This is a genomic window from Paractinoplanes deccanensis (assembly GCF_016862115.1).
Classification (GTDB): Bacteria; Actinomycetota; Actinomycetes; order Mycobacteriales; family Micromonosporaceae; genus Actinoplanes; species Actinoplanes deccanensis.
Genome location: NZ_BOMI01000146.1, coordinates 113480 through 128622, shown reverse-complemented (window position 1 = coordinate 128622; position 15143 = coordinate 113480). Strand labels below are relative to the sequence as shown.

Annotated in this window: 14 protein-coding genes; 6 read left to right on the top strand and 8 right to left on the bottom strand. The window is 74.3% G+C overall.

The features are described from left to right. Positions 1-25: 25 nt before the first annotated feature. Complete coding sequence (locus tag Ade02nite_RS35865; RefSeq protein ID WP_203773490.1) at positions 26-646, bottom strand: hypothetical protein; 621 nt, start codon at positions 644-646, stop codon at positions 26-28. Between the two features lie 183 nt (positions 647-829). Here Ade02nite_RS35865 and Ade02nite_RS35860 point away from each other — a divergent pair, with 183 nt between their 5' ends. After that, complete coding sequence (locus Ade02nite_RS35860; protein ID WP_239169297.1) at positions 830-1528, top strand: response regulator transcription factor; 699 nt, start codon at positions 830-832, stop codon at positions 1526-1528. Continuing rightward, complete coding sequence (locus Ade02nite_RS35855) at positions 1518-2891, top strand: HAMP domain-containing sensor histidine kinase (RefSeq protein WP_203773488.1); 1374 nt, start codon at positions 1518-1520, stop codon at positions 2889-2891. The genes Ade02nite_RS35860 and Ade02nite_RS35855 overlap by 11 nt, the downstream gene beginning before the upstream one ends. Here Ade02nite_RS35855 and Ade02nite_RS35850 read toward each other — a convergent pair. From Ade02nite_RS35850 to Ade02nite_RS35840, 3 genes are all read right to left on the bottom strand, one after another. Continuing rightward, a complete protein-coding gene (locus Ade02nite_RS35850) occupies positions 2869-3597 on the bottom strand; it encodes a ferritin-like domain-containing protein (RefSeq protein ID WP_203773484.1) in 729 nt (242 codons plus the stop codon). The genes Ade02nite_RS35855 and Ade02nite_RS35850 overlap by 23 nt on opposite strands. 123 nt (positions 3598-3720) lie before the next feature. Next, complete coding sequence (locus tag Ade02nite_RS35845) at positions 3721-5076, bottom strand: serine/threonine-protein kinase (RefSeq protein WP_203773482.1); 1356 nt, start codon at positions 5074-5076, stop codon at positions 3721-3723. Positions 5077-5078: 2 nt separating this feature from the next. Beyond that, the gene (locus tag Ade02nite_RS35840; RefSeq protein WP_203773480.1) at positions 5079-7445 is read right to left on the bottom strand and encodes a glycoside hydrolase family 65 protein; all 2367 of its coding nucleotides are present in this window, start codon (positions 7443-7445) and stop codon (positions 5079-5081) included. 203 nt (positions 7446-7648) lie between these two features. Between Ade02nite_RS35840 and Ade02nite_RS35835 the strand changes: the two genes are divergently transcribed. Next, positions 7649-8341 carry a CBS domain-containing protein gene (locus tag Ade02nite_RS35835; RefSeq protein WP_239169296.1) on the top strand — a complete coding sequence of 231 codons (693 nt, stop codon included), beginning with the start codon at positions 7649-7651 and terminating at the stop codon, positions 8339-8341. A gap of 50 nt (positions 8342-8391) precedes the next feature. Here the strand turns inward: Ade02nite_RS35835 and Ade02nite_RS35830 are convergent, their stop codons facing one another. After that, entirely contained in the window at positions 8392-9810 is a 1419-nt protein-coding gene (locus Ade02nite_RS35830) for a DUF4389 domain-containing protein (RefSeq protein WP_203773478.1), read from the bottom strand. 126 nt (positions 9811-9936) lie between these two features. On the opposite strand from Ade02nite_RS35830, the gene Ade02nite_RS35825 reads away from it, so the two are divergent. Continuing rightward, positions 9937-10890, top strand: a complete 954-nt coding sequence (locus Ade02nite_RS35825) for an Acg family FMN-binding oxidoreductase (RefSeq protein WP_203773476.1) — start codon at positions 9937-9939, stop codon at positions 10888-10890. Here the strand turns inward: Ade02nite_RS35825 and Ade02nite_RS35820 are convergent. The 3 genes from Ade02nite_RS35820 to Ade02nite_RS35810 all read right to left on the bottom strand — a co-directional run bounded on the left by Ade02nite_RS35820 (position 10865) and on the right by Ade02nite_RS35810 (position 14188). After that, the gene (locus tag Ade02nite_RS35820; RefSeq protein WP_203773473.1) at positions 10865-12247 is read right to left on the bottom strand and encodes an AMP-binding protein; all 1383 of its coding nucleotides are present in this window, start codon (positions 12245-12247) and stop codon (positions 10865-10867) included. The two genes, Ade02nite_RS35825 and Ade02nite_RS35820, sit on opposite strands and share 26 nt — an antisense overlap. Positions 12248-12426: 179 nt before the next feature. Continuing rightward, positions 12427-12789, bottom strand: a complete 363-nt coding sequence (locus Ade02nite_RS35815; protein ID WP_203773470.1) for a VOC family protein — start codon at positions 12787-12789, stop codon at positions 12427-12429. Positions 12790-12880: 91 nt separating this feature from the next. Then, positions 12881-14188, bottom strand: a complete 1308-nt coding sequence (locus Ade02nite_RS35810; RefSeq protein WP_203773468.1) for a CoA-binding protein — start codon at positions 14186-14188, stop codon at positions 12881-12883. A 127-nt stretch (positions 14189-14315) separates the two neighbouring features. On the opposite strand from Ade02nite_RS35810, the gene Ade02nite_RS35805 reads away from it, so the two are divergent. Next, on the top strand, positions 14316-14708 hold the full coding sequence (locus Ade02nite_RS35805) for an HPF/RaiA family ribosome-associated protein (protein ID WP_203773466.1): 393 nt from the start codon (positions 14316-14318) through the stop codon (positions 14706-14708). A 5-nt stretch (positions 14709-14713) separates the two neighbouring features. Further along, entirely contained in the window at positions 14714-15127 is a 414-nt protein-coding gene (locus Ade02nite_RS35800) for a spore germination protein GerW family protein (RefSeq protein WP_203773464.1), read from the top strand. Positions 15128-15143: the final 16 nt, after the last annotated feature.

The following is a 15143-nucleotide window of genomic DNA, read 5'->3' as shown; positions in this document are numbered from 1 at the left end:
GCGTTCGTCGCGGTGCCCGGCGTGCTCATCGGCGGTACTCGGTGCGGGCGTGCTCGTTGTACGGGGCCGGCTGCACCGTGGCGCGAATGCGGGGAAGATCCGACCCCGCTTGATCGCCCCACACGACGCTGACCCGGGTGCCGGGGGTGGCGTGCTCCGGCGCGACCAGTGACAGGGCGGGGACCGCGTACGGGTGCTGCGAAGCCGTGTGGTACGTCGTGCCGATCGAGCCTTCCCCGGTCTCGATGCGCTGGCGGGCGGAGCTGAGGACGAAGTCGTCGCCCAGCACCCGGCGGACGTCGTCGTTGGCGAAGACCAGGGTGACCTTCGCGTACCGGACGTTGTCCTTCGCCTTGACCAGGGCGTCGCGGCCGATGAAGTCGTGGTCGAGGTGGACGAGGCGGCCGTGGTGGGGTCGGTGTGGATGGCGAGGGTGGGTGAGGGGATCCAGCCGCTCTCGACCGAGGCGGTGGTGTAGGCGAGCGCTCCGCCGCGCGGCGAACAGGCCCTTCTGCCCTGTGGCTCCTCGTTTTCCGGCGATACGTTGCAGGGACCACAGGAGGTGATCCCATGAGCATTTGTCCTTGGTGTCACGGCACCGGACGCGGTCACCGGCCTCGTAGGGAGGATTGGTGGTGCCGCACATGCCTCAGCAAGCGAATCTGCGCGCATTACTACCGGCAGCCATGCATGAGGTGCTATGGGTCGGGAACGATCGCTGAGGTGAGAAGGGTGCGGTCGAGGCGCGGGAGCACCCGCTGAGAATTCGCCGCCGGAAGCGGGCCGGTCGGCCCTGTCCGCGGTGTCGCCTCGCGGGCAGGGTGGCAGTGTGTCGGGTGCCGTGCTCGTCGTCGAGGACGATCGGGAGCTGCGGGAGCTGGTCCGCCGTTATCTGGAGCGGGCCGGTCACGCGGTGCGCAGCACCGGATCCGGGGCCGAGGCGATCGAGCTGGTGACCGGCGGCGGGGTGGAGCTGGTCGTGCTGGACCTCGGCCTGCCCGACGTGGACGGCCGGGAGGTGCTGGCCGTCGCGCGCGAGGGTGGCCGGGAGGTGCCGGTGGTGGTGCTGACCGCGCGGAGCAGTGTCGACGACCGGATCGAAGGGCTGCGCGGCGGCGCCGACGACTACGTGACCAAGCCGTTCTCGCCGACCGAGTTGGTGCTGCGTGTCGAGGCGGTGCTGCACCGCACCCGTGCCGCGACCGGCGGTGGCGCCGGCGCGGTGACGTTCGGCGGTGGGCGGCTGCGCCTCGACGAGGCCCGGCACGAGGCGCACCTCGACGGGGCTCTGCTGGAGCTCACGCCGACCGAGTGGGGCGTGCTGACCGCGCTGGCCGCCACGCCCGGGCGGGTCTACTCGCGCTACGAGCTGATCAATCAGGTCCGGGGGTACGAGTTCCCCGGTTACGAGCGCACGATCGACTCGCACGTGAAGAACCTGCGCCGCAAGCTCGGGCCGGACGCCGCGCACCTCGTGGCGACCGTGCTCGGCGTCGGCTACCGGCTGGGGTGGTCGCGTGACCGGTGACCGCTCGGCGCTGACCGGCCCGCTGGGCCGTCGCCTCCTGGCGGCGTTCGTGCTGGTGGCGTTCTCCTCGGTGGTGGTGCTGACGGTTGCCGCGCTGGTCGCCACCGACCGCGGGCTCGCCAGCGCGGCCCGGCAGGACCGGCAGCGGGTCGCGGCCCAGGTGGCGAGCGCCGCCGCCGACGGGTACGCACGCTCGGGTGACTGGAGCGGCGCGGACCTGTCGGCCGCGTCGGCGCTCGCCGCCGCGGCCGACGCCCGGCTGGTGGTGCGGGACACGGGTGGGGTCATGGTGTGGCCGGGCCGTGGCATGGGACCCGGCGCGGGCGGCATGCACGGTGCGGACGCATCCGCGCCGGTCGTGGAGCAGCCGGTCGACGTCGGCGGGCAGCGGGTCGGCAGCGTCCGGCTGGCGTTTCCGGCGAGTGTGCCCGCCGGCCGCACGGTCGCCTGGTCGTGGGTGGCCGGGGCGGCGGCTGCGGCGTTGCTGGCGTCGCTGCTGGTGAGCGCCTTCGTCTCCGGCCGGCTGGCCCGGCCGCTGGTGGCCCTGGCCGGGACGGCACACCGGTTCGCCGCCGGTGACCGCACGGCCCGTGCCCGGCTGCGGGCGCCGGGCGAGCTGGGCGAGGTGGCGCAGGCGTTCGACACCATGGCCGACGAGATCGTGCGGGCGGATACCGTCCGCCGCCGGGTGGCCGCCGACATCGCGCACGAGTTGCGTACGCCGCTGGCCGGATTGCAGGCGGGCCTGGAGGAGCTTCGCGACGGGCTCCGGGCGGCCGACGCGCCGCGGCTGGCGGCCCTGCACGACCAGTCCCTGCGGCTGGGCCGGATCGTGCAGGACCTCGCCGATCTGTCGGCTGCCGAGTCCGCCGCCCTGTCCCTGCGCCTGACCGAGACCGATCTGGCGCGGATCGCCGCCGCGGCGCTGGCGGCGCAGCGCCCCCGGCTGGACGCCGCCGGGCTGGCCGTGAGCACCGACCTCGACCGGCGTGTGCCGGTGCGGGCCGATCCGGACCGGCTGCATCAGGCCGTGGGCAACCTGCTCGCCAACGCCGCCCGTTACTGCCGGCCCGGTGACCGGCTGCACGTGCAAGCGCGGGCCGAGGAGGGCCACGCCGTGATCCGCGTCGCGGACACCGGCCCGGGCATGGCGCCCGACGAGCTTCCGCACGCGTTCGACCGCCTGTGGCGCGGCCGGGACACTGCCGGCACCACCGGCTCCGGCATCGGCCTCGCCGTCGTCCGGGAGCTGGTCACCGCGCACGGCGGCACGGTCGCCCTCGACTCGCCGGACGGTGGCGGCGTGACCGTGACCATGCGGCTGCCCCTGGCCGGCGGTGTCACCGGGTCGCCCAGCGGGTGAAGGCGGCCAGGTGACGCTGCGAGGCGGCGAGCAGGTTGGTGTAGACCTGTTTGACGTCCGGCGCGGTCAGCCCGGCGAGGGCGGCCTTCAGGGCGTCGATGTCGGCGCGTTCCACCTGCTGCCCGGCGGCCAGCGCGGCGGACCGGCTCTGCTCGCCCTGCGCGAGCAGCTTGTCGTAGGTGGCCTGCACGGCCTTGTCGGTGAACCGGCCGGCCGGTTGCCCGGTGGTGGGGTCGCTGAGGCCGTAACGCTGAAGCAGCGTGCGGACCAGGCTCAGGTGCCGGGTCTCCGCGGCGGCGATGTGGTCGAACACGACAGCGTCGTAGCGGGCCGCGAACGCCTGGTACAGGTCGTGCGCGAGCTTCTCCTCCTGCGCCATGGACGCCAGCGTCGTCTTCTGCGCGGCGGTCAGCGTGCCCTGCTGGTCGGTGACCGGCACCCGGTAGCAGGTGCCGTCCTCGTAGCCGGAACCCATCCCGTAGCCGGAACCCATGCCATAACCGGAACCCATGCCATAACCGGAACCCATGCCGGAGCCGGGGCCCATGCCGTTGCCTCGCGCGCCGGGGCCGGGGGTCGCCGTGCCGGACGGGCCGGGGCCGAACGGGCCGTCGCCGGCCAGTGCCGGAGCCGCGATCGCGAGCCCACCCAGCCCGAGCGTGCCGGCCGCGACCAGGGCGGCCGTGCGGCGGGTCATCGTCTTCATGACTCCTCCCTTCCTTTCGTCACCTCCACAGTGGCCCGCCGGGATGGTGGCGGTGTGCAACCGGCATGGAGAGCGTGTGGAGAACCCGGCCGGGGGACTCGCGCTGCGACGCTCGTGCTCGCCTCAGCGCCCGCTGGGGTTCACCGTGGGCGGCGGGGACGGCGGCACGGTGGTCTGCTGGACGGTGGGCGACGGCGTGGTGCCCGTCTGCCCGCCCGTGGGTGTTCCCGTGGGCGTTCCCGTCGGAGTCTTCGTCGGAGTCTTGGTGGGTGTGGCGGTGGGCGTGCCGGTCGGTGTCCCCGTGGGGGTCTTCGGCGGGGTCCTGGTCGGCGTGGCTGTCGGGTTCCGATGCGTCGTCGTGGGTGTCGAGGGCTCGGTGGAGTGGTCCTCCTCGCCGGACGGCGAGCCGTCGGGGACGGGCGCCGGCCGGCTGGTGGCGGGGGAGGACGGTGTGGCCGGTGCCGACGTCGAGGGACTCGGCGCCGGTGGGTGCGATCCGAACGGATCGGTGAGCGCCAGGGCGGCGGACGCGCCGAGGAGGGTCACCAGCGCCAGCAGGACCACCAGCAGAGCGCGTGGACGGCGCCGCGGCCTCGCGACAGGTTGCGTCGGCGGGGCGTACCCGGCGCTCAGGTAGTCGGTCGCCACGGCCACAGTGGTGCCCTCGGCGGCGGCCCGCTCGGCGGCCTCCGCCATCGCGGCGGCCGACGGGAAGCGGGCACCCGGCTCCTTCTCGAGCGCGGTCATCACGATGTCGCGCGCCGTCGGCGGGATGTCGGCGGGCAGCGGCGGCGGCTGGTCGTGAAGGTGCTGCACGGCGACCGCGAGCGACCCCTCGCCGAGGAACGGCGGGCGCCCGGCGAGGCAGTGGTAGGCCACCGCGCCCAGCGCGTACACGTCGGCGGCCGGCCCGGCCGTGTGGTGCGACATCCGCTCGGGCGCGAGGTAGTGGGCGGTGCCGATGACCTCGCGCACGCCGGTGAGGGCGGGTGAGCCGCCCGAGCGGGCGATGCCGAAGTCGACCAGCACCGCGGTGCCGTCCGGCTGGACGATGATGTTGCCCGGCTTGACGTCCCGGTGCACGATCCCGGCGTCGTGCGCCGCCTGGAGGGCACGGCCCACCTGGGCGACCGTCGTCATGGTCTCGCGGACCGGCAACCGTCCCGCCTTCGCGATCCGCTCGTCCAGCGGCTGCCCGCCGACCAGGGCCATCACCAGGTACGGATCACCGGGTTCCTTGCCGAAGTCGTACACGTCGGCGATGCCCGGGTGGTGCAGCGCCGCCATGGCACGGGCCTCCTGCCGGAACCGGCTTCGGAACTGCGGGTCGGCGGCCCGGTCGTCGCGGAGCGTCTTCACCGCGACGGCGCGGTTCAGCACGATGTCGGTGCCGTGCCACACGTCGCCCATGCCGCCGGAGGCGATGCGGTCGTCGAGCCGGTAGCGCCGGTCGAGAAGATCCCCGCTGTGGTGAGACATGGTCACTCCTTGATGAGGTCGCGGCGGCGGGCCGGCCTGCGCCCGGGCGGCTGGACCGGCTCGGCGGTCAGCGGCACGGCGGCCGGAATCGGCAGGCGCACCGGGGCGCCGGCGGTGAGGACGACCGGTTCGCCGTGATGCCACAGTTCGATCTCGCCACCACCGTTCCGCAGGGAGTACACGGCCTCGGCCGGCCGGACCTCCACGTGCAGGCGGCGCCCGTGCCAGAGCAGGGAGAACGCCAGCCGGCCGATGCGGCTGGGCAGCCGTGGCGCGAAGGACAGCACACCGCCGTGGTCGCGCATGCCGCCCAGCCCGGCGACCAGCGACAGCCAGCCGCCGGCGAGCGCCGCGATGTGCAGCCCCTCGCTGGTGTTGCGATGCAGGTCGTCGAGGTCGGTCAGGACCGCCTCGCCGATGTAGTCGTGCGCCAGCTCCAGATGGCCGACCTCGGCCGCCAGGACCGCCTGGGCGCAGGCGGAGAGCGAGGAGTCCCGCACGGTGCGCCGCTCGTAGTAGGCGAAGTTGCGAGCCTTGTCCTCGGCGGTGAAGGCGTCGCCGCACCAATGCATGGCGAGCACCAGGTCGGCCTGCTTGACGACCTGGCTGCGATAGAGGTCCAGGTACGGGAAGTGCAGCATGAGCGGGTACTCGCCGGGGCGGGTGGCGGTGAAGTCCCACTCCCGCAGCAGCGTGAACCGCCGCGCCTGCGGATGCACGCCGAGCTTGTCGTCGTACGGGATGCTCATGGCCCCGGCGGCGGTGCGCCAAGCAGTGATCTCCTCGGCGCCGGCGCCGAGCGCCCGGGCCCGCTCCGGCAGGCGCGCCGCGGCGTCGGCGGCCGCGATCAGGTTCCGCCGTGCCATCAGATTGGTGTAGACGTTGTCGTCGGCGAGCGCGGTGTACTCGTCCGGGCCGGTCACGCCGTCGAGGTGAAATTCGCCGTTGCGGTCGTGATGGCCGAAGGACGCCCACAACCGCGCGGTCTCCACCAGCAGGGCGAGGCCCGCGTCCCGTTCGAACATCTCGTCGCCGGTGGCGCCGGCGTACCGCACGACCGCGTCGGCGATGTCGGCCGCGATGTGCATCGCCGCCGTGCCCGCCGGCCAGTACCCGGAGCATTCCTGCCCGCGGATCGTCCGCCACGGGAAGGCCGCGCCGGACCAGCCGAGCATCTGGGCGCGTTCCCTGGCCAGATCGAGCGTGGCGCGCCGCCAGCGCAGGACCTCGGCGGCCGCCGCGGGGTGCACGTACGTCAGGGCGGGGACCACGAAGCGCTCGGTGTCCCAGAAGACGTGCCCGTCGTACCCGGGACCGGTCAGGCCCTTGGCCGCGATCGGCTCACCGCGCAGGCACGCGCCGGCCTGGAAGAGGTGGAAGAGCGCGAAGCGGACCGCCTGCTGCACCTCGGCGTCGCCCTCCACCTCGACGTCAGCGCCGTCCCAGAACGTGTCCAGGAGCGAGCGTTGCGCGGCGAGCAGTCCCTCCCAGCCCTCGAACCGCGCGCCCTCGATCGCGGCCTCGACCTGGTCGCGCAGGGCCGGCAGGGAGCGGCGGCCCGACCAGCCGTACGCCAGGAACTTGACCAGCCGCAACCGCTGCCCGGGCGCCAGCCGGCAGACCACGGTGGTGCGCGCGAGGTCCGGCTCGGCCTCGGTGGCACAGCGCAGGCCGGGAGGGCCCTCGACGAGATGCTCCATCGCGACGGCCAGGCGCAGGCGACTCTCGCGGGTCTTGTGGGCGAGCAGCGCGCCGGTGTCACCCGCGCGGTTCAGCTTGGCGACCAGCGGCGCCCGCAGCACGGCCGAGACCCGCGGGTCCTTCAGCGGGCCGCGCTGTGCCTCGTTCGCGACCAGCTCCGACTGGACGATCACCCGCACCGGCGCGTCGAGCGGCTCCACCTCGTACTCGATCGCGGCCACGGACCGCTGCGCGAGCGAGACCAGCCGCGTGGAGCGGACGCGGACCGCGCGCCCGGCGGCCGTCTCCCACTCCACCTCGCGGCGCAGCACCCCGGCGCGCAGGTCCAGCACCCGCTCGTGCCGGCGCAGCAGACCCTCGCGTACGTCGAAGGGCTCGTCGTCGACCAGCAGCCGGATCACCTTGCCGTTGGTGACGTTCACGATGGTCTGGCCGGACTCCGGATAGCCGTAGCCGCCCTCGGCGTACGGCAGGGGACGCAGCTCGTAGAACGAGTTGAGGTAGGTGCCGGGCAGCGCGTGCGGATCACCCTCGTCGAGGTTGCCCCGCAGGCCGAGATGCCCGTTCGACAGCGCGAAGAGCGACTCCGAGCGCGCCAGCACGGCCCGGTCGAGATACGTCTCGCGCACCTGCCACGGCTCCACGGCGTACGCCGGGTGGCGGATCATCTGCGCCTCCGCTCGCTCGTCCGGGCGGAACGGGCCGCCCCTTCCAGACTGTGCGAGGCCGTCCCGGCTCACGAGGGTCGAACGCCCCGTGTGCTCCCGCCGGCCCGATCCGCAGGTCCCGGATCGTGGGGCCGATCGGCCCTGATGCGGCGGGTGCGCGCCGCCGTACGGTCCGGATTGAAGCTTGTCGAAGGAGGGTGGGCGTGGTGAAGAGCTGGAATGTCGACGATGTGATGACCGGGGCGGTCCTGTCGGTGGACGCTGCCGCCTCCTACCGGGACGTGGTCGACCTGCTGATCGAGCACAGGCTGAGCGCCGTGCCGGTGATCGACGCGTTCCGGCACGTGGTCGGCGTGGTGTCGGAGGCGGACCTGCTGCGCAAGGTGGAGTACGCGGGCGACGAGGAGCCGCGGCTCTTCGACGGCCGCCGCCGTCGCGGCGAGCGGCGCAAGGCGATGGCCAGCACCGTCGCCGACCTGATGAGCACCCCGCCCGTGGTGGCGCTCAGCGGCACGTCGATCGCGGCGGCGGCGCGGCTGATGGACAGGGAGAACGTCAAGCGGCTGCCCGTCGTGGACGACCTCGGGCGGCTCATCGGCATCGTCTCGCGGGCCGACCTGCTCAAGGCCCACCTGCGGCCGGACGAGGACATCCTGGCCGACATCGAGTCGGACGTCCTGCGCCGCTACGTGGACGACGAGGGCACCAGGGTCAGCGCGGCCGTCGTCGACGGCGTGGTCACGTTGTCGGGGCGCGTCCGGCGCTACACGTCGGCCGAGCTGGCCGAGCGGATGAGCCGGCAGGTGGCGGGCGTGGTCGACGTGCGGTCCGCGATCGAGTACGACTACGACGACAGCCAGTCGCTCGGCATCCGCATGGGCACCGTCGCCGGCTGACCACTGTCACCGGATCGCCCGGCCCGGAAGCGGGCCGGGCGATCCGATCGTCACGATCCGACGGTTGCCGGCGGTACCTTCTGCGGCGCCGGTCCGGCCGGTCCGGCCGCCGGCGGGGGTGGTTCGGTGTGGCGGCGGCCGAGACCGACGCCGCCCAGGACGATCAGCCCGATCGCGACGGCGCCGAGCACGATGCCCGTGGTGAGCAGGCCCGCGCCCAGGCCGGTCAGGTCGGGCACCTGGATCCCGCCGCGGACGTCGGCGGCCACGCCCGGCGTGCCGTCGAGGTTGGCGACGACCACGGCGTAGTTGCCGTCGGTCACGTTCCACTCCAGGGTGGTCGTGCCGGGGCCGGTCGCGGAGGAGATCCAGAACGGCTGGGCCGCCGGGTCGGCCAGCGACCGGGTCACGCCGTCGGCGCGGTGGTAGCGCGCCTCGCCCGACCTCAGCGCGGCCAGCTCGTCGTGGGCGGTGCCGGCCAGCCAGGTGTCGACCGCGCTCTCCGGTGCGATGCCGACGAAGAGCGGACGGCCGGACGGCGAGGTGGCGGTCACCCGCAGGCCGCCCACGTCGGCGACGTTGCGCGTCCACAGGCCGGCGTCGGTGATCGTCAGGTTCTCCGCCGTGACGGCCGCCGTGGCGGTGCTCAGCTGCACCGCCGGGCTGGTCACGTAGCCCGCGCCGTCGCGGGACGCGTCCAGGCCGAGCAGCACGGCGCCGCCGATGCCCGTCCCGGCTGCCGGGGCGAGCAGCAGCACGCCGGCCACCAGCGCGACGACGGGACCCGCCGCCGAACCGGCCCGTGGCGGTGCCGCTCGCACCGGCTCGTCCGGTGGCGGCTCGTCCGGCTCGGCGCCGCCCTGGTCCAGCCGGAACGGCGGGTAGCGCGGAGTGAGCAGGGTCAGATACGCGGCGACCCGCAGGTTCCAGCGGGCGATGCCGACCAGCAGGTCGTGCAGGCCGCCCGGGTACCTGGCCGTGAAGAGGAGCGCGAAGCCGGCGATCAGCACGGCGGCGCCGACGACGCTCACCGGGACGCCGTTCTGCCGGGTGGCCGCCCCGGTCAGCGCGCCGAGGAGCACCAGGTGCGGGATCGCGAACAACCAGGCCACCAGCGGCAGCCAGCGCGGCGGCGGGCCGTCCGGCTCCAGGTGCAGGCGTGCCGGATAGGCGGGGTCGTCGGCAAGGGTGAACGGCGGGTACCGGTCCGTGCCGAGGGCCTGGTAGCCGTAGTAGCCGACGCGCCAGCCCCAGCGCAGGACGCCGAGGTTGTAGGCGCGGATCGCGGCCGGGTACCGGCCGGTGAACAGCACCGCCAGGTAGGCCACCAGGGTGAGCACCACCAGGCCGGTCCACAGCACCAGCAGGACGATGTAGTGCGGGATCAGCAACAGCCATTTCACCAGCCAGAGCCATCGGCTCGGCGCGGCGTCACGGCGTGCCTCGACCCGCAGCGGAAAGCGGTTCATGGCACCTCCCGAAGGCGTTTCCTCCAGCACATCGCCGAGGTCCGGGCGGGCGGCAGGGCCGGAAGTCCGCGGCGGCGGGCCGTGCAGCCCTGCCGGATCCGGTGGCTCTCGGCCTACCTTGGCGGCATGGACGCACGCGTGCTCGTCCGCTGCGTCGCCGCGGCGACGCTGGCGCCGTCGCTGCACAACAGCCAGCCGTGGCACTTCCGGATCGAGGGCGACGCGGTCGAGGTGTACGCCGATTCGCTGCGCCGGCTGGAGGTGCTCGACCCCACCGGGCGCGAGCTGATGATCAGCGTCGGCGCCGCGGTCTTCACCCTGCGCGCGGCGCTGCGCGGCGAGGGATACCTTCCCGGCGTCGAGACTTTTCCCGATGCCGGTACGCCGGACCTGGTCGCCCGGGTGTTCCCGCGGGACTCGGCGAAGCCGGGCGCGGCCGCCCGCGAGCTCGCCGCCGCGATTCCCCGCCGGCACACCAACCGCCGTCCCTTCTCGGCCGCTGTGGTGCCGGCCGCCGCCCTCGACCGGCTGCGGGAAGCGGCCGCGCACGAGGGGGCGACGCTCACGGTGGCGGGCCCGGCCAGCCGTACCGTGATCGTCAGCCTCGGGCGCACCGCCGCGGAGCGCCTTCGCCGCCGCGGCGGCTACTACGCGGAGCTGAACCGCTGGACGCGGGCGGTCCCGGGCCGCCGCGACGGTATCCCGGCCGCGGCGATCGGGCCCTGGGACTCCCTGGAGCGCATCCCGATGCGCGACTTCGGCGTGATCGACGCCCAGCCGTCGCGTCGCGGCGAGCGCTTCGAGGCGTACCCCACGATCGCCGTCCTCTCCACCGAGGGCGACGGCCCGCCGGAGTGGCTGCGCGCCGGTCAGGCGATGCAGCGGGTCCTGCTCGTCGCCACCGGTCTGCACCTGGCCACCACGCCGGTGAGCCAGCCGGTGGAGATCGCGTCGATCCGCGAGGTCCTCTCCGACCCGCGCGCCGGCCGGTGGGCGCAGATGCTGATCAGGCTCGGGTACGGCGCACCGGCGCCGGCCACCCCACGGCGGCCGCTCAGCGAGGTCCTGGCGGACGGGTGACGGGCCGCCGGCCGGCGGACCAGTAGTACCCGTCGGCATCGCGGGACACCAGGTCGTCGGTGAGGTACCAGCCGTCGGCGAAGCACTCGGCCGTACGGGCGGGGTCGTCGAGGTAGCCCTGGAACATCGACGGCCAGCCGGCGCGGATGGCGAGCTCGCCCACGACGTCCGGCGTGGCGATCGTCTCGATCCGGCCCGGTCCCCGGCGCCGGACGACGGCGGCCCGGACGCCGGGCAACGGCAGGCCCATGGCGCCCGGCCGCACGTCGAGGCCCGCGTAGTTGCTGATCAGAATGGCTCCGGTCTCGGTCTGCCACCACGTGTCGTGCACGGTGTGCCCGAGACTCGAGCGGCTGCCGGCGACGGTGCCGGGCAGCAGCCCGCCGCCCTCGGCGACGATCAGGCGCAGCGACGGGGGCAGCAGATGCGTCAGCCCGTCGCCGGCGAGCCGGTTGAGCGGGCCGGCGGGCGCGTACCAGACGGACACGCGCTTGTCGCGGGGGAACGCCGCCGGCCCGGCCTCGACGGCGACGGTGATCCCCCGGGCGAGGGGAGCGATCATGCCGTACGCGGTGTGTGTCAGCCTCCCCGCCGGCACCGACACCGCGAGCGTGTCGTCGTCGTGCAGATCCAGGGCGTACGTGGCGGAGGCCACCTGGGCGACGATCGCCTCGTGCGGATGGACGACGCCGGAGACCCGGCCCCTGGTCCCCGCGGTGAAATGCACCATGGCCGGCCACTGCGGCGCGGTCGGCGGCACGGTGAAGTCCGCGGGCATCTTGTGCAGCGCGGCGCCGAGGTCGTCCACGTCACCGGCCAGCAGGACATGGCGCACGGCCGGAAGGTGCGACCGGACCGGCGCGAGGTACCGGTCGTACAGCTCGGGGCTGGTGACCACCAGCGCGGGCTCGCTCGCCGCCACGCATCGCGGCGCCTCCGCGGCGCGCCCGGCCGGCAGGGTGGCCAGCACCGCGCCGAACCTCGTCGTGGCCAGGGCGGCGACGTACGACTCCGGGGTCGCGTCGAGGAGCACGAAGACCCGCTCGTCGAGCCGGACGCCGAGGTCGCCCAGCAGGTTCGCGAACCGGTTCGTGGCGCGGTGCAGGTCCGTGTAGGTGAGCTCGGCCGGCGCCCGGCCGGATGCGGGGAATCGCAGCGCCACACGGTCCCGGCGAGCCGAGAGGGCGTGCCGGTCCACCGCCTCGTACCCGATGTTGAGCCCGTGCCCGTGCGGCAGGCCGCCGAGCCAGGACCGGGCGCGCGCCCAGCTGAAGTCGTGGCGGGTCCAGGCGTAGTTGTCGAGATTGGCCCGGGCTCGCTCGGCCGCGTCCTTGCGGATGATCGCGCCGCTGCTCATCTCCGGCCTCCCACGACGCCGAGGAGCCCACCGGCCGGGCCCTCCTCGGGTCCATGGCGGAGACGTTCCGCCACCCCAGATCGTCACCTACGAGCCGGCAGGCTCCCTTTCATCGTGGGCTTCTCGCCGATGCCCGCCCAGGGCCGGACGGCCCTACCCGGTGTGCCGGGCGGCCGGGCTCAATCGGCGATCGGCCCGTCGGCGCGCAGCAGCCCCACGATGTTGCCCGCGGGATCGCGGAACAGGGCGAACGACGCCTTGTCGTTGATGGGCGTGGGTGGCACGACGGTGGACCCGCCGAGGGACCCGACGGTGCTCAGCGCGACATCGAGATCGTCCACCTGAACGTAGACGGTCACATAGGGCGGCATCTGATCGCGTGCCTGCATCAACCCTCCGCCCAGTCCACCGTCGGCGGGCAGCACCATGGCGTAGCCGGGCTGGTCCTCGCGGATCGTCCAGCCGAACGCCTTGCCGTAGAACTCGCCGAGAGCCTGGAGATCCGGTCCGCCGATCTCCCAGTGCACAACCGGGTTCGCCATGTCGATCACCTCGTCGTGATGGCCGGTTCCCTCCAGCGTCGGCCCGCGCCGCTTCGTCTCGCCAGGGCCGGTCGGCCCCGGCTCGGGGCGGTCAGTCCCGGGGCAGGGCGCGCCGCCACGTCGTGTACCGGTGTGCGTGCGCGAGCGCGCGGATGGCCCGGTCGTGCTCGCGGTAGACCGGAACGGCGCGGGCGCCGGCCCGGTGGACGTCGTCGGGGCCGCCGGTGAGCACGACGGCGGCGGTCAGCCGGGGATGGTCGTCGAGGACGTCGGCGAGGGCGGTCATCATCGCGGCGGGGACGTTGGTGCGCGTCCCCACGATCATCGCGAGGACGATGTCGGCCCCGCCGCCGCACGCGACCGCCTCGACCGCCTCGGCGATCTCCGGCGGGGTGGCGTCGGGGCCCAGGCTCATCGGGTGCGCGCCGGCCGGGTCCGGCAGGGCGAAGCCGTACGCCTCGGCGGCGCCCGCGGCGATCTCGGCGAGCCCGCCCGCGTTGCCCACCACGGCGATCCGGTTGCCGGACGGCAGCGGCTGGTCCACGAGCATCCGGGCGGCGTCCGCCAGCTCGTCCAGGCCGGTGGCGCGGACGATGCCGGCCGGCGTGCAGAGCGGCACGGTGCGGGGATGACCGCCGGCGATGGTAAGGACGGGCTTGCGGGCGGAGAGCCGGAAGGCGGCACGGGCGAACGCCGCGTGATCGGCCGGGGAGTTGAGATAGAGCGCGACGGCGCGGGTGTGCGGGTCGTCGCACCAGAAGTCGATCAGGCCGCAGTCGGGGGCGTCGCCGAGCGGCACGAAGCTCGCCACACCGCAGCCGTCGCGGGCGACGTGCTCCAGCAGCGCGACGCCGGCCGCGCTGGACTGGGCGGCCAGCGCCAGTCCGCCCGGTGTGGGGTGGGTGCGGGAAAGGGTCGCGTTGAGCCGGACCCGCGGATCGGTGTTGAGCAGGCCGAAACACCCGGGACCGAGCAGGTGTACGCCGTGCTCCCGCGCGACGCGCGCCAGCTCCCGGCCGCGCCGGGCGCCCGCGGCGCCGAGGACCATGGCGTACGGTATGCCGCTCTTGCCGGCGTCGCGTAGCACCTCCGCCGCCTGACCGGACGGGCCCGCGATCACCAGGAGGTCGACCGGGCCCGGCAGATCGCAGAGGGCACGGTGGCCGGGAACGCCGGAGACCGGCACGCCCGATTCGAGGACGGGATGGACCCGGCCGCGATACCCGTATTCGCACAAGGCGCGCACCATCTCGTATCCGGCGTCGCCGTGGTGCTGCATGGCACCCACGATCGCGATCGCGCGCGGCGCGAGCAACGGCACCGGTGACCGTCGCGTGGTAGCGCGGGCGCGCAGGTCAAGGGCCTTGTCGTCGGTGCCTTGGGGCATGGGCTCAGCCACGGTCATCACCGCCTCGCGCCTCCAGCCTCGCACAACGGGAGCGCATGCCTTGGGGCCGAAGGACCCTACTCATTCGCACCGGCTGAAATTGATCATTGGGTACAACCGAGTCCTCGCGGGAGGCGTCATGACTCGTATCGAGCAAGTCATCAGCCCTCAGGTGCACACCCATGGCGAGGTCAGCCCGGAGGCCGCCGCGTACGCGGTCGGCAAGCTGGCCGCCGCGCTGCACCACGCACCCGGCCCGGTGCTGCGCACGTCGCTGACGCTCGACGCCGCGGCGCCCGGCGACCGGGTGGACGCGCACGTCGACGTGAACGGCGCCGGCCTGCACGTCCACGCCGTGGGCCAGACGCTCCAGGAGGCCACCGACCTCATGCAGGACCGGCTCCGCTCCCGGCTGCGCCGGCTGCGCCGCAGGCCGCAGCAGGGCCCGCCCGCGCAGCCGCAAGGGCCGTTGGACCCTGCCGCCGGCCAGGTGCCCGGCGCAGCGTGGAAGGCACCACGCGAAGGAGAGTGATCACAGTGGTCGCTACGAGTGAGGGAACGGACGTCCTGCGCACGGTGCGGGAGGCCGTGACGGCGAGCAGCGCCGGCAGGGTGTTCGGCGAGCCGGTGGCCGAGAACGGCACGATCATGCTGCCGGTCGCCAAGATCGCCGGTGGCGGCGGCGGGGGTGGCGGTTCCGGCCCCGCGTCCGAGGGCCAGCCCGAGGGCTCCGGCGGCGGCTTCGGCACGGCGGCGCGCGGGCTCGGCGTGTTCGTGCTCAGGGACGGCAAGGTCAGGTGGCATCCCGCCGTCGACGTGAACCGGATCGTGCTGGGCGGCCAGGTCGTCGCGGTCACCGCGGTGCTGGTCGCGGGCGTCCTGCTGCGCGGCCGGCAGCGCCAGGCGCTGCGGCGTCCAGGGCTGCGGCGCCCAGGGCTGCGGCGCAAGTGAGGAAAGGCGAGGGGTC

Excerpts from the sequence above, each read along its gene's own strand:
- Ade02nite_RS35825 (WP_203773476.1), top strand. The coding sequence starts at position 9,937 with ATGGACGCACGCGTGCTCGTCCGCTGCGTCGCCGCGGCGACGCTGGCG.
- Ade02nite_RS35815 (WP_203773470.1), bottom strand. The coding sequence starts at position 12,789 with ATGGCGAACCCGGTTGTGCACTGGGAGATCGGCGGACCGGATCTCCAG.
- Ade02nite_RS35850 (WP_203773484.1), bottom strand. The coding sequence starts at position 3,597 with ATGAAGACGATGACCCGCCGCACGGCCGCCCTGGTCGCGGCCGGCACG.
- Ade02nite_RS35820 (WP_203773473.1), bottom strand. The coding sequence starts at position 12,247 with ATGAGCAGCGGCGCGATCATCCGCAAGGACGCGGCCGAGCGAGCCCGG.
- Ade02nite_RS35840 (WP_203773480.1), bottom strand. The coding sequence starts at position 7,445 with ATGATCCGCCACCCGGCGTACGCCGTGGAGCCGTGGCAGGTGCGCGAG.
- Ade02nite_RS35865 (WP_203773490.1), bottom strand. The coding sequence starts at position 646 with ATGTGCGGCACCACCAATCCTCCCTACGAGGCCGGTGACCGCGTCCGG.
- Ade02nite_RS35845 (WP_203773482.1), bottom strand. The coding sequence starts at position 5,076 with ATGTCTCACCACAGCGGGGATCTTCTCGACCGGCGCTACCGGCTCGAC.
- Ade02nite_RS35830 (WP_203773478.1), bottom strand. The coding sequence starts at position 9,810 with ATGAACCGCTTTCCGCTGCGGGTCGAGGCACGCCGTGACGCCGCGCCG.
- Ade02nite_RS35805 (WP_203773466.1), top strand. The coding sequence starts at position 14,316 with ATGACTCGTATCGAGCAAGTCATCAGCCCTCAGGTGCACACCCATGGC.